Raw genomic sequence first — 24,466 nt, forward strand, 5'->3', positions numbered from 1 at the left:
TTTTCTCTCTGACAACCACATCCTATTTAACAACTGAAATATAAAACTCCTATTAATATAGATGCTATAGGATAAGACTCCAATCCGATAACGCAAAGATTCTCCTGTTATTTCTATGAATTTATTGTCATATTATCAAACAACTTGATATTGAGGAGAAAATGATGCTGACAGTCTGGGGCCGTAAAAATTCATCAAATGTCAAAAAAGTGCTTTGGTGTCTGGAGGAATTAAATGTTCCTTACCAGCAAATTGATATCGGAGGGAAATTTGGCAAACTTGATGATCCGAATTATTTACACATGAATCCCAATGGCGTTATTCCATGCTTACAGGATGGTGATTTTACTCTGTGGGAATCAAATGTGATCGTTCGTTATCTTGCCGAAAAATTCGGAAAAAATACGCTTTATCCAAATGATATTAAAGAAAAATATAATATCGAAAAGTGGATGGACTGGACCGGGTGCAATCTCTTCTCCCCCATTAAACAACTCATGATAAGCCTTGTCAGGACACCAGAGGCACAGCGCGATCAAAAAGTCATCGCACAGGCTTTAGCTGAAATAGAAAGACTGCTGAAAATTGCCGATGAGGCATTAAGCCAACAAACATATCTTTCTGGTGATAAGTTTGGCATGGCTGATATAGCCTTGGCTCCGTTTATCTACCCGTGGATCAATGTGATGACTGAACGTCCATCATTGCCAAACTTAGAACGCTGGTATCAATTAATGACTGAAAGGCCAGCATTCCAAAAAATCGTTATGATTGAAATAAATTAATTACAGGCTCATCGGCATGCTTCCGGGATCTGGATATTGATACTCGAATCCCAGTTCCCGGCAAATACGGCTTCCATCCACTGTTTTACATTTTTCAGTGTCACTTTCCGGTTCCTTATCCTCTTCCGGTTGTAAAAATTCTGGCGGAGTCAGATTAAGCTGGCGACAGGCCTGCGAGTAAAATTCTGACCTTTTAGGGTGTACAGGTGCACACAAGTTGTAAACGTTTCCTCCTTCAGAGTGCTGAATAAGCAACTTAATGGCAGAGATAACATCATCCTGATGAACCAGATTAACAGCATTCTCTCCTCCTGAAATTGCCTTCCGTCCTGCCAGAAAACGCCCTGCGTGGCGCCCCGTACCGACCAGCCCAGCCAAACGTAAGATATCAACAGAAGTGTTGGGTAACTGATGCAGCCAGTTCTCCAGCTCAACCAATGCTCTGGCTGACTGAGTTTCAGGCGCCAATGGCGCATCTTCATCAAGATAACCAACAGACGAACCATAAACGGAAGTTGAGCTGGTAAAAATAATATGAGGAACAGAATGCGAAAGTGCTGTGTCTACAATTAACTGTATTGCTCTGACATACTCTACACCACCTCCTGCGATAGCACTGGGTGGCAACATCAGAACCAATACATCCACTGACATCAGTTGTTCAAGCTCATCGGCTGCACAGACTATTTCAGGAGTCAGGTTCAATAAATGGCAATCAATACCACACATACATGCTGCTTCAACCCCGTCTGGTGTTGTTTTACTGCCGATGACCTGTAAACCACTCCCTTGCAGAGCTTGTGCCAATGGCAATCCCAGCCATCCCAGCCCGATAATTGAAACCTTTTTCACTATAATTCTCTCCAGCTTATACGCTATTGATTATTAGGTAATATGTATTCCTATAAAAAACATTAATCAACTCTACGTTGATGGGGAAAAATGTAATTTCTTATAAAACAAAAAGTTAATAGCAAAAAGAAATTTTTTAAAAAAAAAGATTGCTTTTCATACACAGGATCAGATAGGTTAAACGGCAGACAGTTCATTATTTATTCTGGCAAGTTATGCCAGCATACAAAGTTAAGCACAAAGTTACCCTGAAGTCACAAAATAGCCCTGAATAACAAATAACACAAAAACCATATCAAACAGAGAGCACACATATTATGAATCGTATTCAATTTAGCCATCATCACCATCATCCTGATTAGTCTTTCAGGCTGTTGTGTGCTGGAAGACATTTAGTAAGTCTTCCGGTGGCATGAGTACGATAGAAACCCTCGGAAGATTTTCCGGGGGTTTTTTTATACCTGATAAATCCCGAGACTAATAAATTTCGCGTTACAGAAAATATTCTGATTTATATAGGGTAGACATAACATGTTAGATAAAACACGCTTACGGATAGCGATGCAAAAATCAGGGCGTCTGAGTGATGATTCGAGAGAATTACTGGCACGCTGTGGTATCAAAATCAATTTGCAACAGCAGAGATTGATCGCTTTCGCGGAAAATATGCCCATCGATATCCTTCGTGTCCGTGATGATGATATTCCGGGCCTCGTGATGGATGGCATTGTTGATTTAGGTATTATTGGTGAAAACGTACTGGAAGAAGAGTTACTGAGCCGCCGGGCACAGGGGGATAATCCCCGTTATAGTACATTACGCCGTCTTGATTTTGGCGCTTGCCGTCTTTCTCTCGCTGCCCCTCTTGATTACAACTATACAGGAGTGGAATGCTTACAAAATTCACGCATCGCAACGTCTTATCCACACTTACTAAAACGCTATCTGGATAAAAAAGGAATTCAATTCAAACCTTGTCTGCTTAATGGCTCAGTTGAAGTTGCTCCACGAGCTGGGTTAGCTGATGCCATCTGTGATCTGGTTTCAACCGGTGCGACACTGGAAGCAAACGGGTTACGGGAAGTAGAAGTTATCTATCGCTCAAAAGCCTGTCTGATCCAACGTGATGGCGAAATGCCGGAAGCTAAACAACAGCTTATCAATAAACTAATGACCCGTATTCAAGGTGTAATTCAGGCTCGTGAATCCAAATACATCATGCTACATGCACCCAGTGACAAACTGGAAGAAATCATCGATCTGTTGCCGGGCGCAGAACGCCCTACCATTTTGCCGCTGGCCGGAGCGCAGAATCGTGTAGCCATGCACATGGTAAGCAGTGAGACACTCTTCTGGGAAACCATGGAAAAACTCAAGACATTGGGAGCCAGTTCTATTCTGGTTTTACCAATCGAAAAAATGATGGAGTAAACCCGATGAGCACCAATGTCAGTATTGTCGATTTCAGCACCGTTATCCGTTGGCAAGCATACACACCAGAACAGCAAAAAATGTTGCTGACCCGCCCTGCTGTCACCGCATCTGAAGATATTACCTCTACGGTAAAACAGATTCTGGAATCAGTTAAAGAGCACGGTGATAACGTGTTACGGGAATACAGCCAGCGTTTTGACAACACAATAATTGATGCTGTCCGAGTCCCAGAAGAGGAGATTAACGCAGCAGGTAAACATCTGACAACCGACATCCGGCAGGCTATCCAGCTGGCAATGGATAACATTCGTCTGTTTCATGAAGCTCAAAAACCTGTGGCAATTGAAGTAGAAACTATGCCCGGCGTGTGTTGCCAACAAATCACACGCCCAATTGATTCCGTGGGACTGTATATCCCCGGCGGCTCAGCACCACTGCCTTCTACTGTACTGATGCTGGGGATCCCTGCCAGCATTGCCGGGTGTCGTAAAGTAACGCTGTGCTCTCCACCACCTATTGCAAATGAAATTCTCTATGCTGCGCAACTATGCGGTATTAGTGATATCTTCCAGATTGGTGGTGCTCAGGCTATTGCCGCCATGGCATTTGGCACAGAATCGGTTCCTAAAGTGGATAAAATTTTTGGCCCGGGTAACGCATGGGTCACTGAAGCTAAAAAACAGGTCAGTCAACGTATTGACGGAGCTGCCATTGATATGCCCGCAGGCCCTTCTGAAGTCCTTGTAATCGCTGATAGCGGTGCCAATCCCATATTCACAGCAGCAGATCTACTTTCACAAGCCGAGCATGGGCCAGATTCGCAGGTCATACTGGTTACACCTGACGAAAGCTATGCCGGAGAAGTTATCCGTGAAATTGAAAAACAGCTCCCAACCCTGCCACGCCAACAAATTGCAATACAAGCCTTACAATCCAGCCGGATTATTGTCGCTGATGATATCGCCCAATGTGTGGCAATCAGCAACCAATATGGCCCTGAACATTTGATTATCCAGACACGGCAACCAGAACAGCTTGTAGATAAAATCACCAGTGCCGGTTCCATTTTTCTCGGTGATTGGTCACCGGAATCTGCGGGAGATTATGCCTCCGGTACCAATCACGTTTTACCCACTTACGGCTATACCTCTACCCACTCAAGCCTTGGGCTGGCAGACTTTTTAAAAAGAATGACCGTGCAGAAGCTGACGCCACAGGGTTTGAAAAAACTGGCACCAACCATCGAAACACTGGCACAGGCGGAGCAACTCACTGCACACAAAAATGCAGTTACATTACGCATCGCTGCCTTGAATCATTCTGATAATACAAACAATAACGCAGACACAAGCTCTCAGGCTAAGGAGTAATTAATGAGCACTGTTTTTGATGTCACTTCACTGGCAAGAGAAAATATCCGTAAATTAGTCCCTTATATGTCAGCCCGTCGTTTGGGTGGCAAGGGTGATATTTGGTTAAACGCCAATGAATATCACGCCGCACCTGATTTTCAGTTCTCTGAAAAAACACTCAATCGTTACCCTGAATGCCAGCCTGCAACAGTTATTCAGCGCTACGCTGATTATGCCGGCCTGCAACCAGAACAAGTACTTGTCAGCCGAGGAGCAGATGAAGCTATCGAGCTGCTGATCCGTATTTTTTGTGAGCCGGGCAAAGATGCTGTTATGTTTTGCCCACCAACCTATGGTATGTACAGTGTCAGCGCTGAAACTTTTGGTGTCGCACAGAAGAAGATCCTCGCAGGCGCAGACTGGCAGCCAAATATAACGGCCATCAAAAATAATCTGGATCGCGTCAAATTAATCTATATCTGTAGCCCGAATAACCCAACCGGTAACCTGATTTCTCCCTCTGCGTTACGCCAGATCCTCGAACTGGCCCGCAATCGTGCCATCGTTGCCATTGATGAAGCCTATATCGAATTCAGCCTACAAAATACTACCACTCACTGGCTAAAAGCGTATCCACATCTTGTCATTTTGCGAACCCTCTCGAAAGCTTTTGCTTTAGCAGGGCTACGTTGTGGATTTACGCTGGCTTCTGCCGATATTATCGCGCTAATGTTGAAAGTGATCGCCCCTTATCCCCTTGCCACACCTGTTGCAGATATCGCAGCACAGGCTTTAACAGCATCGGGCATACGGGTAATGCAGGAGCGGGTAGAAGAAATTATTGCCAATCGCGCTTATCTACAGGACGCACTTGATAAGCTGATATTAGTGGAGAAAGTTTTTCCCAGTGAAACCAACTATATTCTGGTGAGATTCACCAATGCTGAATTTGTATTCAGAGCATTATGGGATCAGGGCATTATCCTTCGTGACCAACAAAAGCAGCCGGAACTGGAAAATTGCCTGCGCATTACTGTTGGCAGTCGCAGTGAATGTGAGCAGTTGATCACCGCCATTGACGCTCTTTGCAAGCAAAATCAACAAGTACAGGAAACAGAGAATCCATGAGCCAGAAAATACTTTTCATTGATCGCGATGGCACGTTAATCACTGAGCCACCAACGGATTATCAGGTTGATCGCCTTGATAAGCTGGCATTTGAATCCGGGGTGATCCCTGCTCTGTTAGCCTTACAGAAGTCCGGTTATAAACTGGTCATGGTCACTAATCAGGATGGATTAGGCACAGACAGTTTTCCTATGGTTGATTTTGAACCACCTCACAGACTGATGATGCAGGTATTTTCTTCACAGGGAATTCAGTTTGAAGAAATATTAATCTGCCCTCACAAACCCGAAGATAACTGTAACTGCCGTAAGCCAAAACTCGGATTAGTAGAAAAATATCTGGCTGATGGCACGTTAGATACAAAAAATAGTTACGTCATCGGTGATCGGGAAACTGACCAGCAATTAGCCCGGAATATGGGAATTCAGGGTCTTCTCTATCAACCTGAATCATTCGGTTGGTCAGCAATTTGTGAGCAGTTAACCCGTCAGGATCGTTATTCCAATGTAAACCGCACCACCAAAGAAACAGCCATCAATATTGAAGTCTGGCTGGATCGTGAAGGAAAAAGCCGCATTAATACAGGGGTAGGCTTCTTTGACCATATGCTGGATCAAATTGCCACTCATGGTGGTTTTCGTATGAATATTCAAGTTGATGGTGATCTTTATATTGATGATCACCACACAGTTGAAGATACAGGCCTCGCTCTGGGAGAAGCCCTGAAACAGGCGTTGGGTGACAAACTCGGTATTGCCCGTTTCGGTTTTACTCTTCCAATGGATGAATGTCTTGCCCGATGTGCGCTGGATATTTCCGGCAGACCACACCTTGAATATAAAGCTGAATTCAAACATCAGCGTGTCGGGGATTTGAGCACAGAAATGATCGAACATTTTTTCCGATCACTCTCTTATACCATGGGATGTACTTTACACCTGAAAACTAAAGGTAAAAACGATCACCATCGTGCCGAAAGTCTGTTCAAAGTTTTTGGTCGCACACTGCGGCAGGCTATCCGCGTCGAAGGCGATACCCTACCCAGCTCTAAAGGTGTTTTATAAGAGAGAATAAGAATGAAAGTGGTTATTTTGGATACCGGCTGTGCCAATCTTGCTTCAGTTGCTTATGCCATTCGTCGGTTAGGGTATGACCCAATAATCAGCCTTGATGCCGATGTTGTGAAATCAGCAGAAAAATTGCTCTTGCCGGGTGTCGGCACCGCCACCACCGCAATGGCCCAGCTACAACAACGGGAGTTAATCCCTCTGATCACTTCGCTTACTCAGCCTGTTTTGGGTATTTGCCTAGGCATGCAGCTTCTGGCTGAAAGCAGCGAAGAAGGCGGGAATATACCGCTACTGAAATTAATTAACGCTCCGGTTAGAAAAATGGCGACTGCTGGTCTGCCATTACCGCATATGGGCTGGAATCAGGTTAATACCCTATCAGGGCATCCTCTGTTTCATGGCATTGAAAATAATGCCTATTTTTATTTTGTTCACAGCTACGCACTGCCCATTGGCGAATACACCCTTGCTCAAACAGATTATGGTGGCTCGTTCAGTAGCGCTATTTCAAAACACAATTTTTTTGGTGTCCAATTTCATCCTGAGCGTTCTGGTGCAGCAGGAGAGCAGTTATTAAAAAACTTTCTGGAGATGTAACCCCATGATTATACCTGCATTAGATTTAATTGATGGCAATGTTGTACGTTTACATCAGGGGGATTATGGTCAGTGTCGAAATTACGGTAGTTCTCCCCTCTCCCGTTTACAGGAATACGAACAAACAGGAGCTAAACTCCTGCATCTGGTGGATTTGACCGGCGCGAAAGATCCTGCCAGACGCCAGATTTCATTATTACGCGAACTACTGTCAGGCGTATCTGTTCCAGTACAGGTAGGAGGAGGGATCCGCTCAGAAAGCGATGTTGCTGCACTCTTTGAAGCCGGAGCAAGCCGGGTTGTTATTGGTTCCACTGCGATCACTCAACCAGCGTTAGTGAAGCAGTGGTTTCAGAATTATGGTGCTGAATCTATTGTGTTAGCGCTGGATGTCCGCATCAATTCAGACGGTGTTAAGCGAGTTGCTATCAGTGGCTGGCAGGAAAACAGCGAAGCAACACTGGAACAGGTCGTTGAACAATATTTATCCGTTGGTCTGAAACATGTTCTGTGTACGGATATTTCCCGTGATGGCACATTGAACGGCTCTAATATTTCACTCTATCAGGAGATCAGCCAACACTATCCACAAGTTGCATTTCAGGCATCCGGAGGCGTTGGCAGTCTGGCCGATATTTCCTCTCTGCCTGCATCGGGTGTGACGGGGGTCATTGTCGGGCGCGCGTTACTTGAAGGAAAATTTACACTGAAGGAGGCTATCCAATGCTGGCAAAACGCATAATTCCCTGCCTTGATGTACGTGATGGGCAGGTAGTCAAAGGAGTACAATTCCGCAATCATGAAATTATTGGTGATATTGTACCTCTTGCACAGCGCTATGCTCAGGAAGGTGCTGACGAACTGGTATTTTATGATATCACTGCCTCTTCTGATGGCCGTGTTGTGGATAAAAGCTGGGTTGCAAAAGTCGCTGAAGTCATCAATATCCCATTCTGTGTTGCTGGTGGAATCAAAACAGTCGAAGATGCCGGGCAAATTTTATCATTTGGTGCGGATAAGATTTCTATCAACTCCCCAGCCTTGTCAGACCCTTCTTTAATTGACCGTTTGGCTGATCGCTATGGAGTCCAATGTATCGTAATCGGAATTGATACGTGGTTTGATGAAGAAAGTAATCGCTATCAGGTATATCAATTCACCGGAGATGAAAAACGCACCACAGCAACGGCATGGCAGACTCTGGATTGGGTCAGGGAAGTACAACAACGTGGAGCCGGTGAAATTGTCCTGAATATGATGAATCAGGATGGTGTTCGTAGTGGCTATGATCTTACCCAGCTTAAACAAGTTCGGGAAACCTGTTCCGTGCCTTTGGTCGCATCAGGGGGAGCAGGCGCTCCGGTTCATTTTCTGGATGCATTTAAACAGGCTAACGTTGATGGGGCCTTAGCTGCTTCCGTTTTCCATAAGCAGATTATTAACATTGGCGAACTAAAGCAATATCTGGCGGAACAAGGGGTTGAGGTAAGAATATGTTAACGATATCAACATTAACATCGCAGGAAATCGAAAAATTGGACTGGGAAAAAGTCGATAACCTGATGCCCGTGATCGTGCAGCATGCCGTATCTGGTACCGTACTGATGATGGGATATATGAATAGAGAAGCCCTGAATACAACGCTAAGTTCCGGTAAAGTCACCTTCTTTTCACGTACCAAACAGCGGTTATGGACGAAAGGTGAAAGTTCTGGTCACTTTCTGGAGTTATCCGAGATTTATCCTGACTGTGACAATGATACTCTGCTTATCCTTGCCAATCCTATCGGCCCAACCTGCCATAAAGGGACTGAAAGCTGCTTTGCTCCGGCACAAACACAATGGGGTTTTCTTTATCAATTAGAGCAATTACTGGCAAGCCGGAAAAATGCGTCTCCCGATAGTTCTTATACTGCTCGTCTGTATGCCAGCGGAACAAAACGCATTGCACAAAAAGTGGGAGAAGAAGGTGTAGAAACCGCATTAGCAGCAACTGTTAATGACAGGGAAGAACTCACCAATGAAGCGGCTGATTTACTCTATCATCTGCTGGTGTTACTCCAAGATCAAAATTTAGATCTGAGCTGTATTATCCGTCAATTACAGGAAAGGCATTCAGTTAAAGATAGCGCACCGTTTTCTGCTCAGGAATAGAGTTCAAAAAACAGAGCCACTTCGTTAAATGACAGCAACCGAATAAAACGAAGTGGCATTTTATGACTAAGGTCTATCCTCAGCGGGCTAATTACATCGCCTCTTCGAAAATGGTCACAATCTCTTCATGTGATGCCTGAATGGGATTAGTAAACCCACAGGCATCTTTGAGTGCATTAGCTGACAAAACAGGCAAATCTTCCACTTTGACGTTTAACTCAGTTAATCCCGCTGGAATATTGACATCTTTTGCCAACCGGCGGATTTCCTGAATACAGGCTTCGGCACCCTCTTGGTCAGAAACATGCTCGACATTTGCCCCCATCGCAACTGCGATATCTTTCAGGCGGGAGGCTGCAACTTTTGCATTAAAGCGCTGTACATGAGGCAACAACACGGCATTACAGACACCATGTGGCAAATCATAGAAACCGCCCAACTGGTGAGCCATCGCGTGAACATACCCCAAAGAAGCATTATTGAATGCCATACCCGCTAAAAATTGGGCATAGGCCATATTTTCCCGCGCTTCCACATCACTGCCATTTTCAACAGCCCGGCGTAAATAACTGCTGATCATCTCCACCGCTTTCAGTGCACAGGCATCAGTAATAGGATTAGCCGCCGTAGATACATAAGCTTCAACTGCATGAGTCAACGCATCCATACCTGTCGCTGCGGTCAGCCCTTTCGGCATACCGATCATCAAAGAAGGGTCATTCACGGATAAAATAGGCGTCACGTTTTTATCCACAATCGCCATTTTGATGTGGCGCTCTACGTCCGTGATAATACAGAAACGCGTCATTTCAGAAGCTGTACCTGCTGTGGTATTAATTGCTATCAACGGCAACTGAGGTTTTGCAGAAACATCAACTCCTTCATAATCGCGGATATCTCCGCCATTGGCCGCAACCAATGCAATACCTTTAGCACAGTCATGCGGCGAACCGCCCCCCAGCGAAATCACAAAATCACAGCTATGCTGATGCAGAACAGCCAATCCTTCTTCGACATTAATCGTAGTTGGGTTCGGATTCGTTCCATCATAAAGCGCACTTTTGATCCCTACATTAGTCAATAACTTCTGAACTTTCCCAACAACACCAATCTCGTTCAGTACTCGGTCAGTAACAATCAGAGCCTGTTTGTAACCATAGGTTTTTGCTAACTGAATGGCTTCGTTCAGACATCCTTCACCGATTTTATTCACTGGCGGGATAAAGAAAGTTGATATTGCCATTAGGAACTCCTTAGGTTTTACTGAGGTATCTCAAATCTTGAATAGAGAAGTGATTTATAATTTCTCACTTATCTACATCAGTTATTTTGACTCAAATCAACAATCACAAGTGTAGGAATAAAAAATAAACGGAAATTCACTGAACTTCAAAAGGATAAAAATATATTTAATAATCAGATGAATACAATTAAAAATATTCAGGATCAGGAGAGCATTTTGTTAAAAAATGATATTTTTGAACACCTTACAGCCTTACTTGATACTCACCATGCCCGTTATCGGGTGATGGAACATGCCACTGGCGGGAAATCCGAAGAAGTCGCAAAAATACGTGGGACACATTTAGGTCAGGGGGCAAAAGCTTTAGTCTGCCATGTTAAGGGAAATAATTACCGTCAATATATTCTGGCAATCTTACCCGCCGATCAGCAGGCTGATCTGTCAGTTCTGGCTAAACAGGCTGGTGGCAACAGAGCATCACTGGCAAGCCCGAAAGAGGTTTCCGAATTAACTCGCTGTGTTTTTGGCGCTATCCCTCCCTTTAGTTTTCATCCTGATTTAAAGCTGATTGCCGACCCACTTTTGTTTGAACGCTATGATGAGTTAGCATTTAACGCTGGCAGTCTGGAACGATCAATCATTTTAAATACAGAAGATTACCGCCGGATCGCGATGCCTGAGCTAATCACATTTCGCAAAGTGATTAATCAGCCAGACTTAACCTGAGCAAAACTCTCGTTCTGCTATAATTCAACCAGACAAGATGAGTAATTATCCTATGAATAAATTGTTTATTTTGATAATGCTTGGTCTGGTTATTATTGCCTGCATCATATTACTGAACAATATGCTTGATTCCCATATCGATCATTGGCTGGAGCATGCTGCCCATTGGCTGTTAGAAGAGTAATCTTTTCCCGGCGTGCGCTACTCGGTAATGGCCTGTAAAAAAGGTGCTGAAAAATTCAGCACCTTTTTGAATAATAATAGTTAAATATTAACGTTCTATTATTCTAACCACTCGGTATGGAATACACCTTCTTTATCAGTGCGTTTGTAAGTATGCGCACCAAAATAGTCACGCTGTGCCTGAATCAGGTTGGCTGGCAGGACTGCGGAACGGTAGCTGTCATAATAAGAGATGGCAGCAGAGAATGTTGGAGTTGGGATCCCATTCTGCACACCATAAGAAACGACATCACGCAGAGCCTGCTGGTATTCATCAGCAATTTGTTTGAAATAAGGTGCCAGCAACAGGTTAGCAATAGCCGGATTTTCGTTGTAAGCATCCGTAATTTTTTGCAGGAACTGAGCACGGATAATACACCCCGCACGGAAGATCTTAGCGATCTCGCCATAATTCAGATCCCAATTGTATTCATCGGAAGAGGCTTTCAGCTGCTGGAAACCCTGCGCGTAAGAAACAATTTTGCCTAAATACAACGCACGACGGACTTTTTCAATAAATTCCGCTTTATCACCTGCAAATTGCTGCGCTTCTGGCCCTGACAGAACTTTAGATGCGGCAACGCGCTGATCTTTCATTGAAGAAATATAACGTGCGAAAACTGACTCCGTAATCAACGTTACCGGAACACCCAAATCAAGAGAACTCTGGCTGGTCCATTTACCTGTTCCTTTATTGGCTGCTTCATCCAGAATGACATCAACCAGATATTTACCTTCTTCATCTTGCTTACGGAAGATATCAGCAGTAATTTCGATCAGATAACTACTCAGTTCGCCTTTATTCCAGTCACTGAATACTTCTGCCAGTTCCTGATTGCTCAGGTTCAGTGAATGTTTCAATAAAGAGTAAGCCTCAGCAATCAACTGCATGTCGCCATATTCAATGCCATTGTGAACCATTTTCACATAGTGACCGGCACCGTCGGCACCAATATAAGTCACACAAGGTTCACCATCCACCTGAGCAGCAATCTCTTTCAGGATCGGCGCAACCAGTTCATAGGCTTCTTTCTGCCCGCCCGGCATAATTGAAGGGCCTTTCAATGCACCTTCTTCACCACCAGAAACCCCTGTACCGATGAAATTAAAGCCTTGCGCAGATAATTCACGGTTACGGCGGATAGTATCCTGAAAATAGGTATTGCCGCCATCAATCAGAATGTCACCCTTATCCAAGTGTGGCGTCAGAGATGCAATAGTTTTATCCGTAGCTTCACCGGCCTTAACCATCAACAGGATACGACGCGGTTTTTCCAGTGAATCGACAAACTCTTCAATGGAATAACTTGGAACTAATTTTTTCCCTGGATTTTCAGCGATAACTTCATCAGTTTTATCACTGGAGCGGTTGAAGATAGATACAGAGTAACCACGGCTTTCAATATTCAACGCCAGATTGCGCCCCATAACCGCCATACCGACAACACCGATCTGTTGTTTGGACATGAATAACTCCCGTCTGATAATGACTGCTATCTACCAAAATGTTGCACATGTAACAATGTTGAGTACAACAAAATATAGTAGACAATTTGTTAATGAGATCACATGTTAACTCATGAATGGGTATTGGGGGTAGTTATTGATGCAATCGATATCGTCATACTGTTTTTTTGCTGAAAAAATTTCCAGCCGCAATAAATCATCTATTGATATTTTGACAGCCAATCCTCATTATTCAGGAGTCGGCAAACGCCGTCATACTAAAAGGTAAAATAAACTGTATGGAATGGATCGCTGATCCGACGATATGGGCAGGTCTGGCCACTCTTATCGTTTTAGAAATTGTTCTGGGCATTGACAACTTAATATTTATTGCCATTCTGGCAGACAAATTACCGGAAAAGCAAAGGGATAAAGCAAGGCTAACGGGTTTAACCTGTGCTCTGTTAATGCGGCTTATCCTCTTATTCAGCCTCTCTTGGCTTGTCTCCCTGACATCGCCATTGCTGACGCTGTGGGGTCATTCATTCAGTGCCCGCGATTCAATCATGCTGATTGGGGGAATATTCCTGCTTTTTAAAGCAACAATGGAACTGAATGAACGGCTGGAAGGAAAAAATCTGCATACCAATCAACAGCGTAAAGGAGCAAGTTTCTGGGCAGTGGTTGTGCAGATTATTGTTCTGGATGCGGTCTTCTCACTGGATTCAGTGATTACTGCCGTCGGTATGGTTGATCACATTGGTATCATGGTTGCTGCTGTTATTATTGCGATGATCCTGATGATATGGGCCAGTAAGCCACTGACAAAGTTTGTCAACGCTCACCCGACCATAGTGATATTGTGTCTCAGCTTCCTGTTAATGATAGGCTTCAGTCTGGTTGCAGAAGGCTTTGGTTATCGCATTCCCAAAGGCTACCTTTATGCCGCCATTGGTTTCTCTATTATAATTGAAGCACTAAATCAATTTGCCCAGTTCAACCGCCGTAAATTTCTGAGTGCTTCACGTTCATTACGTGAAAGAACAGCAGAAGCGGTTCTGCATATTTTAAATGGTAAACGTGAAAGAGCGAATCTGGATGATCATGCATCTAATTTGATTGCAGATCACGAAGAGCATAAAGAAGTCTTTGAGCCACAGGAACGGCAAATGATCGCCCGTGTTCTCAGCCTTGCACAACGCACTGTCAGTAGCATTATGACTTCACGCCATGATGTAATTTACCTTGATGTTCATTCCCCCATGGACAAACTGGCTGTACTACTGAAACAAAAGCCGCATACCCGGATTGTGGTTACAGATGAAAAAACCAGTGATGAACCGCTGGGAGTTGTGCATGTGATTGATATCCTTAATCAACAACTGACTCATCATCCATTTGATTTGCGCCAATTAGTACAGCAGCCATTAATTTTTCCTGAATCTCTTTCCTTGCTTCAGGCATTAGAGCAATTCCGTCAGGCTCAAACGCATTTTGCCTTTGTTGTTGATGAGTTCGGCTCTGTTGAAGGTATCGTTACGGTTACTGATGTAGTGGAAACGATTACAGGAAACCTACCGGTAGGTAGTGGAGAAATTGATGCTCGTCATGATATTCAGGTCACGGAAGAAGGAGACTGGATTGCCAATGGGTTTATGCCGCTGGATGATTTGGTACTTTACGTTCCGCTACCACTGGATGAAAAACGCGAATATCAGACACTGGCAGGCTTATTAATGGAGCATCTGCAACATATTCCACAACTGGGCGAACAACTAAAGATCGGTGATTATCTTTTTGAGCCAATGGAAATTACCAGCCACCGTATCAACAAAGTGAAAATTACCTCGCTGAAAATGGAAGAAGAAACCGTCGAATAATCTATTCAAATATAGATATCACTTACTAAAAAAACCGGCATTATGTCGGTTTTTTTAGTTCTGATAAATTTTATTATATCGATTTAATGCGAATTTTCAGATAATTAAGCCTTAAATCTTACGTATGCAATTGTATGTCTTACTTCATTGACTTGTCATTCATAAATATGGGGGTTACATGAGTAATAAATATTTTGCATTATTGACGGATTCAGGCGCCAATAAACTGGAAAATGCAGCAACCTCAGGAAATAAACTTGAGATCACACATATGGCTGTTGGCGATGGGCATTTACCAACACCTCATGCCGATCAAAGCCAATTGATAAATGAAAAGCATCGTGCAGAAATTGACAGGCTATTCATCGATCCCAATAACCCTAATCAAATTATTGTTGAACAGATAATCCCAGAAAATGAGGGGAACTGGTGGATCCGCGAAATAGGCCTGTTTGATGAAGATAATACGCTCATCGCTGTCGGAAACTGTGCTGCTCTGTACAAATCACAAATGCAGGAACAAACAGTTCGCATGGTTTTACCTATTGGTGATAGAAATTTAACTGGCTGGATAGTTGAATTAATTTCTGGCTTAGCCACTCGTAGCTATGTCAGAGGGAAAATCAGAGATCACGCAGAAAGTCGTAATCATCCCGATGCTACATTAAAAAATAAAGGCTTTGTCATTCTGAGCAATGCTGTAGACAGTAATAGCGAAGCGCACGCAGCTACATCTAAAGCGGTGAAATCCACCCATGAATTAGCCCAAAAAGCCTATAATTTAGCCGACCCCAATAATGCCATGAATAAATGGGTTCCGTTAACCCGTAAAATTAATGGCAAAGAGCTGAACCATGATATCAATCTAAACGCGGCGGACGTGGGCGCCTACAACAAGGCTGAGACCGATGCGCTGATTGCGCCTGTTCAGCATGAAGTCACACAGGCAATAAAACTGGCTGATACTGCCAACCAAAATGCCACTACCGCCATCAGTGATGCGAAAAACAAAGTCCCGTTAACCCGCAAGATCAACCATAAAGAGCTGGTCAATGATATCAATCTAAACGCGGCAGACGTGGATGCCTACAATAAAGCTGAGACCGATGCGCTGATTTCGACTATTCAGCAGGATGTCACGCAGGCAATGAAACTGGCTGATACTGCCAACCAAAATGCCACTACCGCCATCCGTGATGCGAAAAACAAAGTCCCGTTAACCCGCAAGATCAACCATAAAGAGCTGGTCGATGATATCAATCTAAACGCGGCGGACGTGGATGCCTACAACAAGGCTGAGACCGATGCACTGATTGCGCCTGTTCAGCAGGATGTCATGCAGGCAATGAAACTGGCTGATACCGCCAACCAAAACGCAGCCACTGCTATCAACAATGCGGAAAACAAAGTCCCGTTAACCCGTAAAATTAATGATAAAGAGCTGGTCAATGATATCCGCCTGATCGCAGCGGACGTGGATGCCTACAACAAGACTGAGACCGATGCACTGATTACCCCCGTTCAGCAGGATGTCGGACAGGCAATGAAGCTGGCTGATACCGCCAACCAAAACGCCACCAACGCCATCCGCGATGCGGAAAGTAAAGTCCCGTTAACCCGTAAAATTAATGATAAAGAGCTGGTCAATGATATCCGCCTGATCGCGGCAGACGTGGATGCCTACAACAAGGCTGAGACCGATGCACTGATTGCTCCCGTTCAGCAGGATGTCGGACAGGCAATGAAACTGGCTGATACCGCTAACCAAAACGCCACCAGCGCCATCCGCGATGCGGAAAGTAAAGTCCCGCTAACCCGTAAAATTAATGATAAAGAGCTGGTCAATGATATCCGCCTGATCGCGGCAGACGTGGATGCCTACAACAAGGCTGAGACCGATGCGCTGATTGCCCCCGTTCAGCAGGATATCGGACAGGCAATGAAGCTGGCTGATACCGCTAACCAAAACGCCACCAGCGCCATCCGTGATGCGGAAAGTAAAGTCCCGTTAACCCGTAAAATTAATGATAAAGAGCTGGTCAATGATATCCGCCTGATCGCAGCGGACGTGGATGCCTACAACAAGGCTGAGACCGATGCACTGATTGCCCCCGTTCAGCAGGATATCGGACAAGCAATGAAGCTGGCTGATACCGCCAACCAAAACGCCACCAGCGCCATCCGTGATGCGGAAAGTAAAGTCCCGCTAACCCGTAAAATTAATGATAAAGAGCTGGTCAATGATATCAATCTAAACGCGGCGGACGTGGATGCCTACAATAAGGCTGAGACCGATGCGCTGATTGCGCCCGTTAAGCAGGATATCGGACAGGCAATGAAGCTGGCTGATACCGCCAACCAAAACGCCACCAGCGCCATCCGCGATGCGGAAAACAAAGTTCCGTTAACCCGTCGAATAAATGGAAAAGAATTAGTCAATGATATCAGATTGATAGCATCTGATGTAAATGCTTACGATAAGGAAGAAACAGATCAGCTGCTTGATGGCGTCAAAGAACTGGCAAATGCTGCCAATAATAATGCCGATAGCAAAGTACCGGTGTTCCGTACGATAAATAATAAAGCATTATTAACAGACATTATACTTAACGCATCTGATGTAGATACCTATGCTAAAGGAGACATTGATCAACAAATCAATTCTGTCAGAAAACTAGCAAATGATGCCAATAATAATGTCAATAGCAAAGTCCCTCTGACCCGTACAGTGAACAATAAGGCATTACTAACCGACATTACCCTCACTGCATTAGATGTAGGCACTTATAATAAAAGCGAGATCGATTCCCGCTTAGACAAAGTGACTAAAAACGCTAATGGCCGATTGGCAAAAGATGAGAATGGTGCCGATATTCCGGACAAAAATGCGTTCGTAAAAAATATAGGCTTGGGTGATTTAATTGGATCAAAAATTGAATCCCAGCTAATCGGACAAGATGCTACGATCATTAACCTTGGGAAAATTACTCAAATAAATGGCGTAGCAATAGCCAGTGCACCCATTAAGCCAGAAAACACATCGATTGTCGGTGGAATAACGTACTATACCAATTATTACAAAATACAATTACCTATCAGCCTGCCTAATGGCATTATTTCGTGTCACGCCAGTATCGCTTGTAATCATTTCGATAACCAAGGCCCCAGCCATCTGGCTGATATTAGAACCCAAAGAAGTCATTCGAATGGAGTGGGGTTATCGCAAGATACTTTGACCATATCAGTGACCACACCACAATTAGGCTGGACTCCTGAGTTTTATTATGAAGTGACCGGGTATTAGCAGTAACAGGGAGTAAAATACCCACTTTATGACTCATCAGGTGATTGGCAGATTAATCACCTGATGATGCTCAAATTATCTATTATTCTGCGGCTTTTTTCTTATTTTTACTGCTATCAATATTATCAAGCCAGTTCTTTATGGATTGCTTAACTTTTTGTTGTAATTCATCGTGCAAGATGGATTCAACATTCAGAGCATATTGCAAATTGTTCCAATCGCCATAAACCCGTAAGGGTACTTTTAATTTTTCTAAATGGCTGACTAACTCATTTTGTTGCCCCCAGCCACCGGTTAACTGCACCAGTAATGCAACATCAACATTCTGTTTCAATAAGTTTGCTTTGCCCTGCCCTTCAATCTTTGAATTCTCAGAAATTGCAGAAAGGTTGTTAATTTTAATTTCACCTTGTGCCAGTTTCGCTTTTACTGATAAATTTTGTGCGCCAGTAAAGCTCTGAGTATTCGTGGGCGACTTAACCTGATCGGTGACTCTTGAAAAAGATTGCTGGATCAACATTGGAATATTCAAACCATCTAAACGCGCATTTTTTAAATTAACGTTCAGATCTCCCTGCCAATAATGAGCGACCGCATATTCATCATACCCTTCCCCCAAAAGATTTCCTTCCAGTGCTAACTGCCCACTGAATACTGCCGGTAAATCCAATGCTTTCAGCAGAGGTTGTAAGTCAATATTTTGTAATAAGGGTTTCGCATGCAGTTTAGCCGGATTAACCGTTGCATCAATGGTTGCAGGAAGCGAAAAATATCCCCCAAATACGTTACCATTCAACCTCAAAATATCGGCCATTCCTTCGTCATTGACAGCCTTGAAAACAAAGTTATCAATATCCATCCCCTGATAAATAAATTTATTTGCTTTCAATAACAGGTGAGCATTAAATCCTTTCAGGAAACTAAGATCATAATTAGATAAAGGTGAAACTGACTTCGCAATCACTGGTTTTACCGAATTATTTTCTATCCGGTAATCAAGTTTTTCCTGAAAACTCTTCTTTACTAACTTATCCCATCCCAGCAGATTATCTAAGTTTAATTCGGGTGAAAATAAATTGATGGAATAGGCGGGTTTATCTTTCAGATTAATATCCACGCCACCTGTCAATTCGCTCTCATTCACCTTAAGCGCAATTTTTTGTAACGAAATAAATGAAGAAAAAGCATCATATCGTACAATAGCAGAACCCTCGCCAATAATACCTTCTGAGGGTAAACCAACGCCTGTAAGCTGATATTTAAACGAATTCATATTGCCTGTTACATACTGTGGATAATCAGCAATATTGATGTCAGCATCAAGTTCAAAAGCAAATTCCTGCTGGTTTTTATTGATCTTACTATTAAGCTCAAGATTAATATGATGCAGATCCTGACGCTTCATCAACAGGTTAATATCCCGTATGTTTAACTGCGAATCGGAGTTGGTTTGCCAAATTAGCAAACTGTCTTCTACTCTGATCCGGTCAATATCCAATTTCCAGCTATGACCATCACCTTCTACCGGATAATGAATATCACTTTCCGGTGCAATAGGCGCTTCCGGTTTTTGTTGTGGCTGGCTATCAGGCGTATGGCGGAAAACAGCCCCTTTGAGCATAACTTCCTTCACAGCCAACTGATGGGATAACAGGGGCAATAATTCGACATCCAGACGCATATTTTCTGCCACAATTGCAGGCTTTTTTGCGCCGGGAGCAGTTAGTGATACCTGCCCGGTCAAAATACTCAGTTTTGGCCAGACATGCCAACGCAGATCATCCTGTAACACGAGCTGGTAGCCACTCTTTTTTTGTACTTGTTTTACTATGTAGTTACGAAAATCGTTCGGATTAATCAACATGACTAATGCCGTCAGACCTGCAACAACAACTACTAACAAAATAATGAGTGTCGTCAACAATCTTTTCATGACTTCCCCAGTCTCATGTCCACAAGATGATTATTTTCACCAAATGACTATACCCTTCGTCTTTCAAGCTGCCTCTTTGTTGGCTTGCGCTCGTTCACCCCGGTCACATAGTTATCTATGTTCCAGGGGACTCTCTCCCTTGCCGCCGCGATGCAACTCGAAATTCATTAGGTATATTTTACTAGATATCTGCATCAGAAAAGATTAATCCTCGCTGATTCGGCTCCCTACAGCTCCTTTCTGATTTTTATATTTGGCATCCTGACGTCGGTTATAAGGACGTTCAGCATCACCAGAAAGCGGTTCAAAGCTTAAAGCCCCAATGACCATTCCCGGGCGCAGAGCTAATGGCAGTTTTCCTGAATTATAGAATTCCAGCACAATTTGACCATGCCAGCCCGGATCGATCCGATGAGCGGTAACGTGCACCATCAACCCAAGACGGGCCAAAGATGAACGACCATCCAACCACCCAACAAGATTAGCAGGCAATGTGACAGATTCCAGTGTTACTGCCAGTGCCAATTCACCGGGATGCAGAAAGAAAGCTTCTCCATCCGGTAAAATTATTTCATCGCTCATGACACGATCAAGCGCAGCATTGACTTCAGCCTTAGGGCCGCTCAAATCAATATAAGCAGCGGTATGACCACGAAAAACGCGAAACTGATTCCCAAGGCGAACATCCGCAGTTGCCCCATTAATACGTTCGACAGGAGGACGTGGGGTAATTACCAGTTTACCTTCATCAAGCCATTTAATAATGTCACGGTCACAGAGTCGCATTACTTCCTCTCAAAATACGATGATTCTTATGAATACCTGTGCTACAGGTTATTCGCAAAATTGGCCAATTTTAGCTTTCAGTATGTCAATTGCCACACGGTTTTTACCGCCACGGGGAACAATAATATCTGCATATTGTTTTGATGGCTCGATGAATTGCAGGAACATCGGACGGACAGTTTTTTTATACTGATCCATAACAGAATCCAATGAACGCCCACGCTCATTTACGTCACGCTTAATGCGACGCATCAGGCAAATATCCAGTGGTGTATCAACAAAAATAGAGAAATCCAGTTCCTGACGCAAACGCTTATCCGTTAATAATAGAATACCTTCAAGGATAATAACGCGCTTTGGTTCGAAGTGGATGGATTTTGATTTTCGTGTGTGTTCGGCGTAATCATATTGAGGCAATTCAATGGATTCACCGGATTTCAATGCCTGAATATGCTCGAACAGTAAATCGTGATCCATTGAACTTGGATGGTCGTAATTGACTTTAATGCGCTCTTCCATCGGGGTGTTAGTTTGGTCTTTATAATAGCAATCTTCTGGGATAACACCGATATTATGATCGCCGACCTGAACCCGTAATTCTCGATAAAGTGTGCTGGCAATAAGGCTTTTGCCCGAAGCGGAGGCACCTGCAATGCCTACGATAGTACACTTATGTGCTTCATCAGCCATACTAAAAATAACCTGGTTAGAAAGAAAAAATAAAGTGGGAAAAATAGCATTCTTTCATGCTATGTTTGGCGGATTATAGGGAGTTAGCTGCCGCTATGCCAGCGTAAACAGGATAAGTCGCATTTTTTTCGATACGCTTCGCATAAAAATTCCACAATCACTTGAGCAAAAACAAAAAAAGACCTTCAAAGTAATATTCAAAAACCAAAGCAATCCCCTGAATCATTCCTAACAATAATCTGAATATTGAATTCAAAGTAATTTCTCATTTTTTAAGAGAGGTGAAATGTTCGTTATTTATTTGATGAGCCGGTGTTATTCATATGTGGTGGATTTACACGGACATTAAATGAAGCAGACGCGTATTTAATAAAAAACAAAGGATAGTAATGCATAAATAATATTGACGATTTGTCGCATCGAGCTGTATTAAAAAGCATCTTTCGAAATGTTAACAAAGCTAGTCCGATTAAACCTGATTTACATTTTAAATCTTAGTCTAAAGGAATTTGCTATGGAAATATTCGATATCATGCAGCCGCTATCGCGGTACGATCTGGACGTAAATTTTTCATCAACTCTGCATATCTCTGGCGGTCAACAGACTATCCACGTCGAAGAGAACAGTACCGCTTATGGGTTCGTTCATCAGGGAGATTTAACTATCTCCATCGATGGAACTTCACAACAACTACGCGCGGGGATGTACTTTTCCATTCCCGGGCCTGCGGAGCTTTCTCCCTTTATCGGTTTGATTTGCATCAGAAATAACTACAGAGGTTTCCTGTCATTTGGTGGCCCCGTAGAACGACTGGGACGGCTGAAATACATAGATGGCTGCTCCGATAGCCTTCTGATATCACCGCCGCTCAAGGGTGACCCTTGTCTAAACTACCTGTATGTTCCACCAAGGCTGAATCAGACAGCCCATACCCACCCTTCAGTTCGGATCGGGATCGTCATTGAGGGTGCAGGCTACTGTCTGACTGAAAAGTCGAAAACCGACTTGATAGCCGGAGGAGTATTCCTACTGCCAACAGACGAAATTCACAGCTTCCATACTGATGATACCCCGCTGCGGATCGTGGTCTATCACCCTGATTCTGATTTCGGCCCCACTCATGAATCACACCCGATGATTAATCGAACTTGGGTAGACGGTATTTCTTTAGCGGGAGAAAACCGCTATCGCACCCGCCAGATAAACGAATTCGGAACGGAATAAAATAAGCATGAAGCCTGATGTATATATCGGTTCACCCAATCCACAGGTAAGAGCAGATTCGCTGGGCGGCACACTTCCAACATTACCAGACTGGCTGATCCATAACCCGAAACCAGTTATCAGTCAGCTTCTCTGGCCTGTATGTTCGTCTCAGACAACGACAAATTCTACACTGGCGGCTCTGACAATGGGGGACTTTTCCCGTTCACTCAAACAGGCTGGCATTTGTGATCTCAGTATCGTCCCCATTCCTGGTGCAACCGTTCTACTTCCTTGGGGAGTGGCATTGAGCGAAATCATCGCCACAAGGATAAGGACGGCTTATGAGGCAATAGAGCTGGATGAATACGCCTATCCGCATGTTATAGCAGAAAGTTGTTTTGAACCTATGGCTGATTTGCTTGATTTAGAGCGTAATTTGTTGAGAGTTGCGACCACCAAAGACACTCAGAGCCAGCGTGAGCGCGGTATATTAATTCCAACGGGTGAGCAGGTCATTGCCAGTCATTGGAAAAAAATGATCAATACGCCAGACGTGATGCCAATCCGCATGTTCCAGCGGGCTCGCTATTTCCGCCCTCTCAGTTCGGCTGATCGCAGTGGTAAAGGGGTATTCAGTGCACTTGAAGCGTCTGACATATTCGAACTTCACTGCTGCCATCGGACTCCAGAGGCCGCATTACTCGATGTGCAACGTATAGATAGCTCCCTGACTGCACTGTCTGCTTCCTTACCTCTGCCACAAATAGTGGGTATACGTCCTCCGTGGGGCAACCGTTCAGAATTGTACCAATGGGCTATAGGCAGTGACACTCCCCTTCCCAGTGGTGAATGTGTACAAACGTCAGCGCTCTATTTTCAGGGACAGGAACTGTCTCGTCGTTACGATATCGGCTTTGGTAAGGGAGAACAAAGACAACATGTCTGGCAGTTGGATGGTTTTATCAGTCGCAGGGTGCTATACGCACAGCTTTATCTGTCAGCCAGAGCTAATGGTTTACTTACTGTGCACCCCCGGCTTGCTCCTACACAAGTCGTGATTTTAGTACGCAGCCGACGCGATGATGAAAAAGAACACATGCAGGAATTAGCGAGTATGTTGCAAGCTGCCGGACTTCGCCTTGTATTGCGTTACTGTGAGGAAAGCAAGGCGTTGACAGCCGCACAAAAGCACTGGCGAGATCGCGGTGTCCCTCTTGTACTGCTATTTTTCGGCCGCCGTACCACAAACGACTCTCCTCGCATCCGTTTGCTACGTACAGATAAAGAGCAAGAGCTGGATCTACCGGGAAACAGCTCTGCTGACTGGCTAGCTAAACAAGTCACTCACGCCATTACCGATGTGGAAAACGATGTAAATTATACAATTATTCATCAGGCCCGAAATCAAATCTCATTTGCCTCCTCAGAGGCTGAAGCATGTCAGGCATTATCAGCACGTCAGTGCGTTATCGCTCCGATCTGCCCCACCAGATCCCACACAGATAAAGTGGCATCCTGGAAAATGGGCGAACTATGCAGTTTTACTGCGGCTCCCGAACCACAACCCTGCATTCTGTCAGGAAGGCCAACCTGGGCGCGGGCATTATTGTCACGCCGGATATAACGTTGCCTATCCCCACCACTTTAAGGAGAAGATC

Annotated in this window: 22 protein-coding genes and 1 other annotated feature; of the genes, 16 read left to right on the top strand and 6 right to left on the bottom strand. The window is 44.1% G+C overall.

Annotation, left to right across the window (positions count from 1 at the left end):
* The first annotated feature begins 164 nt into the window (after positions 1 to 164).
* On the top strand, positions 165 to 785 hold the full coding sequence (locus tag AAC855_RS14595; protein WP_340610666.1) for a glutathione S-transferase family protein: 621 nt from the start codon (positions 165 to 167) through the stop codon (positions 783 to 785).
* On the opposite strand, the gene AAC855_RS14600 is transcribed toward AAC855_RS14595, so the two are convergent.
* Positions 786 to 1,637 (bottom strand): SDR family oxidoreductase, encoded by an 852-nt coding sequence (locus AAC855_RS14600; RefSeq protein ID WP_340610538.1) that lies wholly within the window; start codon positions 1,635 to 1,637, stop codon positions 786 to 788.
* A 317-nt stretch (positions 1,638 to 1,954) separates the two neighbouring features.
* Between AAC855_RS14600 and hisL the strand changes: the two genes are divergently transcribed.
* The 9 genes from hisL to hisIE all read left to right on the top strand — a co-directional run bounded on the left by hisL (position 1,955) and on the right by hisIE (position 9,371).
* On the top strand, positions 1,955 to 1,999 hold the full coding sequence (gene hisL / locus AAC855_RS14605) for a his operon leader peptide (RefSeq protein ID WP_155271310.1): 45 nt from the start codon (positions 1,955 to 1,957) through the stop codon (positions 1,997 to 1,999).
* Positions 1,975 to 2,096 (top strand) — a sequence feature (His leader region). (Overlaps the previous gene by 25 nt.)
* 72 nt (positions 2,097 to 2,168) lie before the next feature.
* Complete coding sequence (gene hisG, locus AAC855_RS14610; RefSeq protein ID WP_340610539.1) at positions 2,169 to 3,068, top strand: ATP phosphoribosyltransferase; 900 nt, start codon at positions 2,169 to 2,171, stop codon at positions 3,066 to 3,068.
* Positions 3,069 to 3,073: 5 nt separating this feature from the next.
* Positions 3,074 to 4,441 (top strand): histidinol dehydrogenase, encoded by a 1,368-nt coding sequence (hisD, locus tag AAC855_RS14615; RefSeq protein WP_340610541.1) that lies wholly within the window; start codon positions 3,074 to 3,076, stop codon positions 4,439 to 4,441.
* A 3-nt stretch (positions 4,442 to 4,444) separates the two neighbouring features.
* Positions 4,445 to 5,551: a histidinol-phosphate transaminase gene (gene hisC, locus AAC855_RS14620; protein WP_340610543.1), complete on the top strand. Its 1,107-nt coding sequence runs from the start codon at positions 4,445 to 4,447 to the stop codon at positions 5,549 to 5,551.
* Positions 5,548 to 6,615, top strand: a complete 1,068-nt coding sequence (gene hisB, locus AAC855_RS14625; RefSeq protein WP_340610545.1) for a bifunctional histidinol-phosphatase/imidazoleglycerol-phosphate dehydratase HisB — start codon at positions 5,548 to 5,550, stop codon at positions 6,613 to 6,615. The genes hisC and hisB overlap by 4 nt, the downstream gene beginning before the upstream one ends.
* Positions 6,616 to 6,627: 12 nt before the next feature.
* Positions 6,628 to 7,218 carry an imidazole glycerol phosphate synthase subunit HisH gene (hisH, locus tag AAC855_RS14630; RefSeq protein WP_340610547.1) on the top strand — a complete coding sequence of 197 codons (591 nt, stop codon included), beginning with the start codon at positions 6,628 to 6,630 and terminating at the stop codon, positions 7,216 to 7,218.
* Between the two features lie 4 nt (positions 7,219 to 7,222).
* Positions 7,223 to 7,960 (top strand): 1-(5-phosphoribosyl)-5-[(5-phosphoribosylamino)methylideneamino]imidazole-4-carboxamide isomerase, encoded by a 738-nt coding sequence (hisA, locus tag AAC855_RS14635; RefSeq protein ID WP_340610548.1) that lies wholly within the window; start codon positions 7,223 to 7,225, stop codon positions 7,958 to 7,960.
* Entirely contained in the window at positions 7,942 to 8,718 is a 777-nt protein-coding gene (gene hisF, locus AAC855_RS14640; RefSeq protein WP_340610550.1) for an imidazole glycerol phosphate synthase subunit HisF, read from the top strand. Before hisA ends, hisF begins: the two co-directional genes overlap by 19 nt.
* Positions 8,712 to 9,371, top strand: coding sequence for a bifunctional phosphoribosyl-AMP cyclohydrolase/phosphoribosyl-ATP diphosphatase HisIE (hisIE, locus tag AAC855_RS14645; RefSeq protein ID WP_340610551.1), 660 nt, complete (start codon positions 8,712 to 8,714; stop codon positions 9,369 to 9,371). The genes hisF and hisIE overlap by 7 nt, the downstream gene beginning before the upstream one ends.
* A gap of 91 nt (positions 9,372 to 9,462) precedes the next feature.
* Here the strand turns inward: hisIE and yiaY are convergent, their stop codons facing one another.
* A complete protein-coding gene (yiaY, locus tag AAC855_RS14650) occupies positions 9,463 to 10,614 on the bottom strand; it encodes an L-threonine dehydrogenase (protein ID WP_340610553.1) in 1,152 nt (383 codons plus the stop codon).
* A 177-nt stretch (positions 10,615 to 10,791) separates the two neighbouring features.
* On the opposite strand from yiaY, the gene AAC855_RS14655 reads away from it, so the two are divergent.
* Together AAC855_RS14655 and AAC855_RS14660 are read left to right on the top strand one after the other, a co-directional pair.
* Positions 10,792 to 11,340 carry a YbaK/prolyl-tRNA synthetase associated domain-containing protein gene (locus AAC855_RS14655; protein WP_422824392.1) on the top strand — a complete coding sequence of 183 codons (549 nt, stop codon included), beginning with the start codon at positions 10,792 to 10,794 and terminating at the stop codon, positions 11,338 to 11,340.
* 52 nt (positions 11,341 to 11,392) lie between these two features.
* Complete coding sequence (locus tag AAC855_RS14660; protein WP_340610557.1) at positions 11,393 to 11,524, top strand: hypothetical protein; 132 nt, start codon at positions 11,393 to 11,395, stop codon at positions 11,522 to 11,524.
* A gap of 98 nt (positions 11,525 to 11,622) precedes the next feature.
* Here the strand turns inward: AAC855_RS14660 and gndA are convergent, their stop codons facing one another.
* Positions 11,623 to 13,029 (bottom strand): NADP-dependent phosphogluconate dehydrogenase, encoded by a 1,407-nt coding sequence (gndA, locus tag AAC855_RS14665; RefSeq protein ID WP_340610558.1) that lies wholly within the window; start codon positions 13,027 to 13,029, stop codon positions 11,623 to 11,625.
* A 278-nt stretch (positions 13,030 to 13,307) separates the two neighbouring features.
* On the opposite strand from gndA, the gene AAC855_RS14670 reads away from it, so the two are divergent.
* Complete coding sequence (locus AAC855_RS14670; RefSeq protein WP_340610559.1) at positions 13,308 to 14,888, top strand: TerC family protein; 1,581 nt, start codon at positions 13,308 to 13,310, stop codon at positions 14,886 to 14,888.
* Positions 14,889 to 15,066: 178 nt separating this feature from the next.
* Positions 15,067 to 18,192, top strand: coding sequence for a phage tail protein (locus tag AAC855_RS14675; RefSeq protein WP_340610560.1), 3,126 nt, complete (start codon positions 15,067 to 15,069; stop codon positions 18,190 to 18,192).
* 82 nt (positions 18,193 to 18,274) lie between these two features.
* Here the strand turns inward: AAC855_RS14675 and asmA are convergent, their stop codons facing one another.
* The 3 genes from asmA to udk all read right to left on the bottom strand — a co-directional run bounded on the left by asmA (position 18,275) and on the right by udk (position 21,601).
* On the bottom strand, positions 18,275 to 20,125 hold the full coding sequence (asmA, locus tag AAC855_RS14680; protein ID WP_340610561.1) for an outer membrane assembly protein AsmA: 1,851 nt from the start codon (positions 20,123 to 20,125) through the stop codon (positions 18,275 to 18,277).
* A 204-nt stretch (positions 20,126 to 20,329) separates the two neighbouring features.
* Positions 20,330 to 20,911 carry a dCTP deaminase gene (gene dcd, locus AAC855_RS14685; RefSeq protein ID WP_099121235.1) on the bottom strand — a complete coding sequence of 194 codons (582 nt, stop codon included), beginning with the start codon at positions 20,909 to 20,911 and terminating at the stop codon, positions 20,330 to 20,332.
* 48 nt (positions 20,912 to 20,959) lie between these two features.
* The gene (gene udk / locus AAC855_RS14690; protein ID WP_340610562.1) at positions 20,960 to 21,601 is read right to left on the bottom strand and encodes a uridine kinase; all 642 of its coding nucleotides are present in this window, start codon (positions 21,599 to 21,601) and stop codon (positions 20,960 to 20,962) included.
* 514 nt (positions 21,602 to 22,115) lie between these two features.
* On the opposite strand from udk, the gene AAC855_RS14695 reads away from it, so the two are divergent.
* Entirely contained in the window at positions 22,116 to 22,826 is a 711-nt protein-coding gene (locus tag AAC855_RS14695; RefSeq protein ID WP_340610564.1) for an AraC family ligand binding domain-containing protein, read from the top strand.
* 7 nt (positions 22,827 to 22,833) lie between these two features.
* Entirely contained in the window at positions 22,834 to 24,432 is a 1,599-nt protein-coding gene (locus AAC855_RS14700) for a hypothetical protein (protein WP_340610565.1), read from the top strand.
* The last annotated feature ends 34 nt before the right edge of the window (positions 24,433 to 24,466 follow it).

Source organism: Xenorhabdus bharatensis (assembly GCF_037996705.1).
In the GTDB taxonomy this organism is placed as follows: domain Bacteria; phylum Pseudomonadota; class Gammaproteobacteria; order Enterobacterales; family Enterobacteriaceae; genus Xenorhabdus; species Xenorhabdus bharatensis.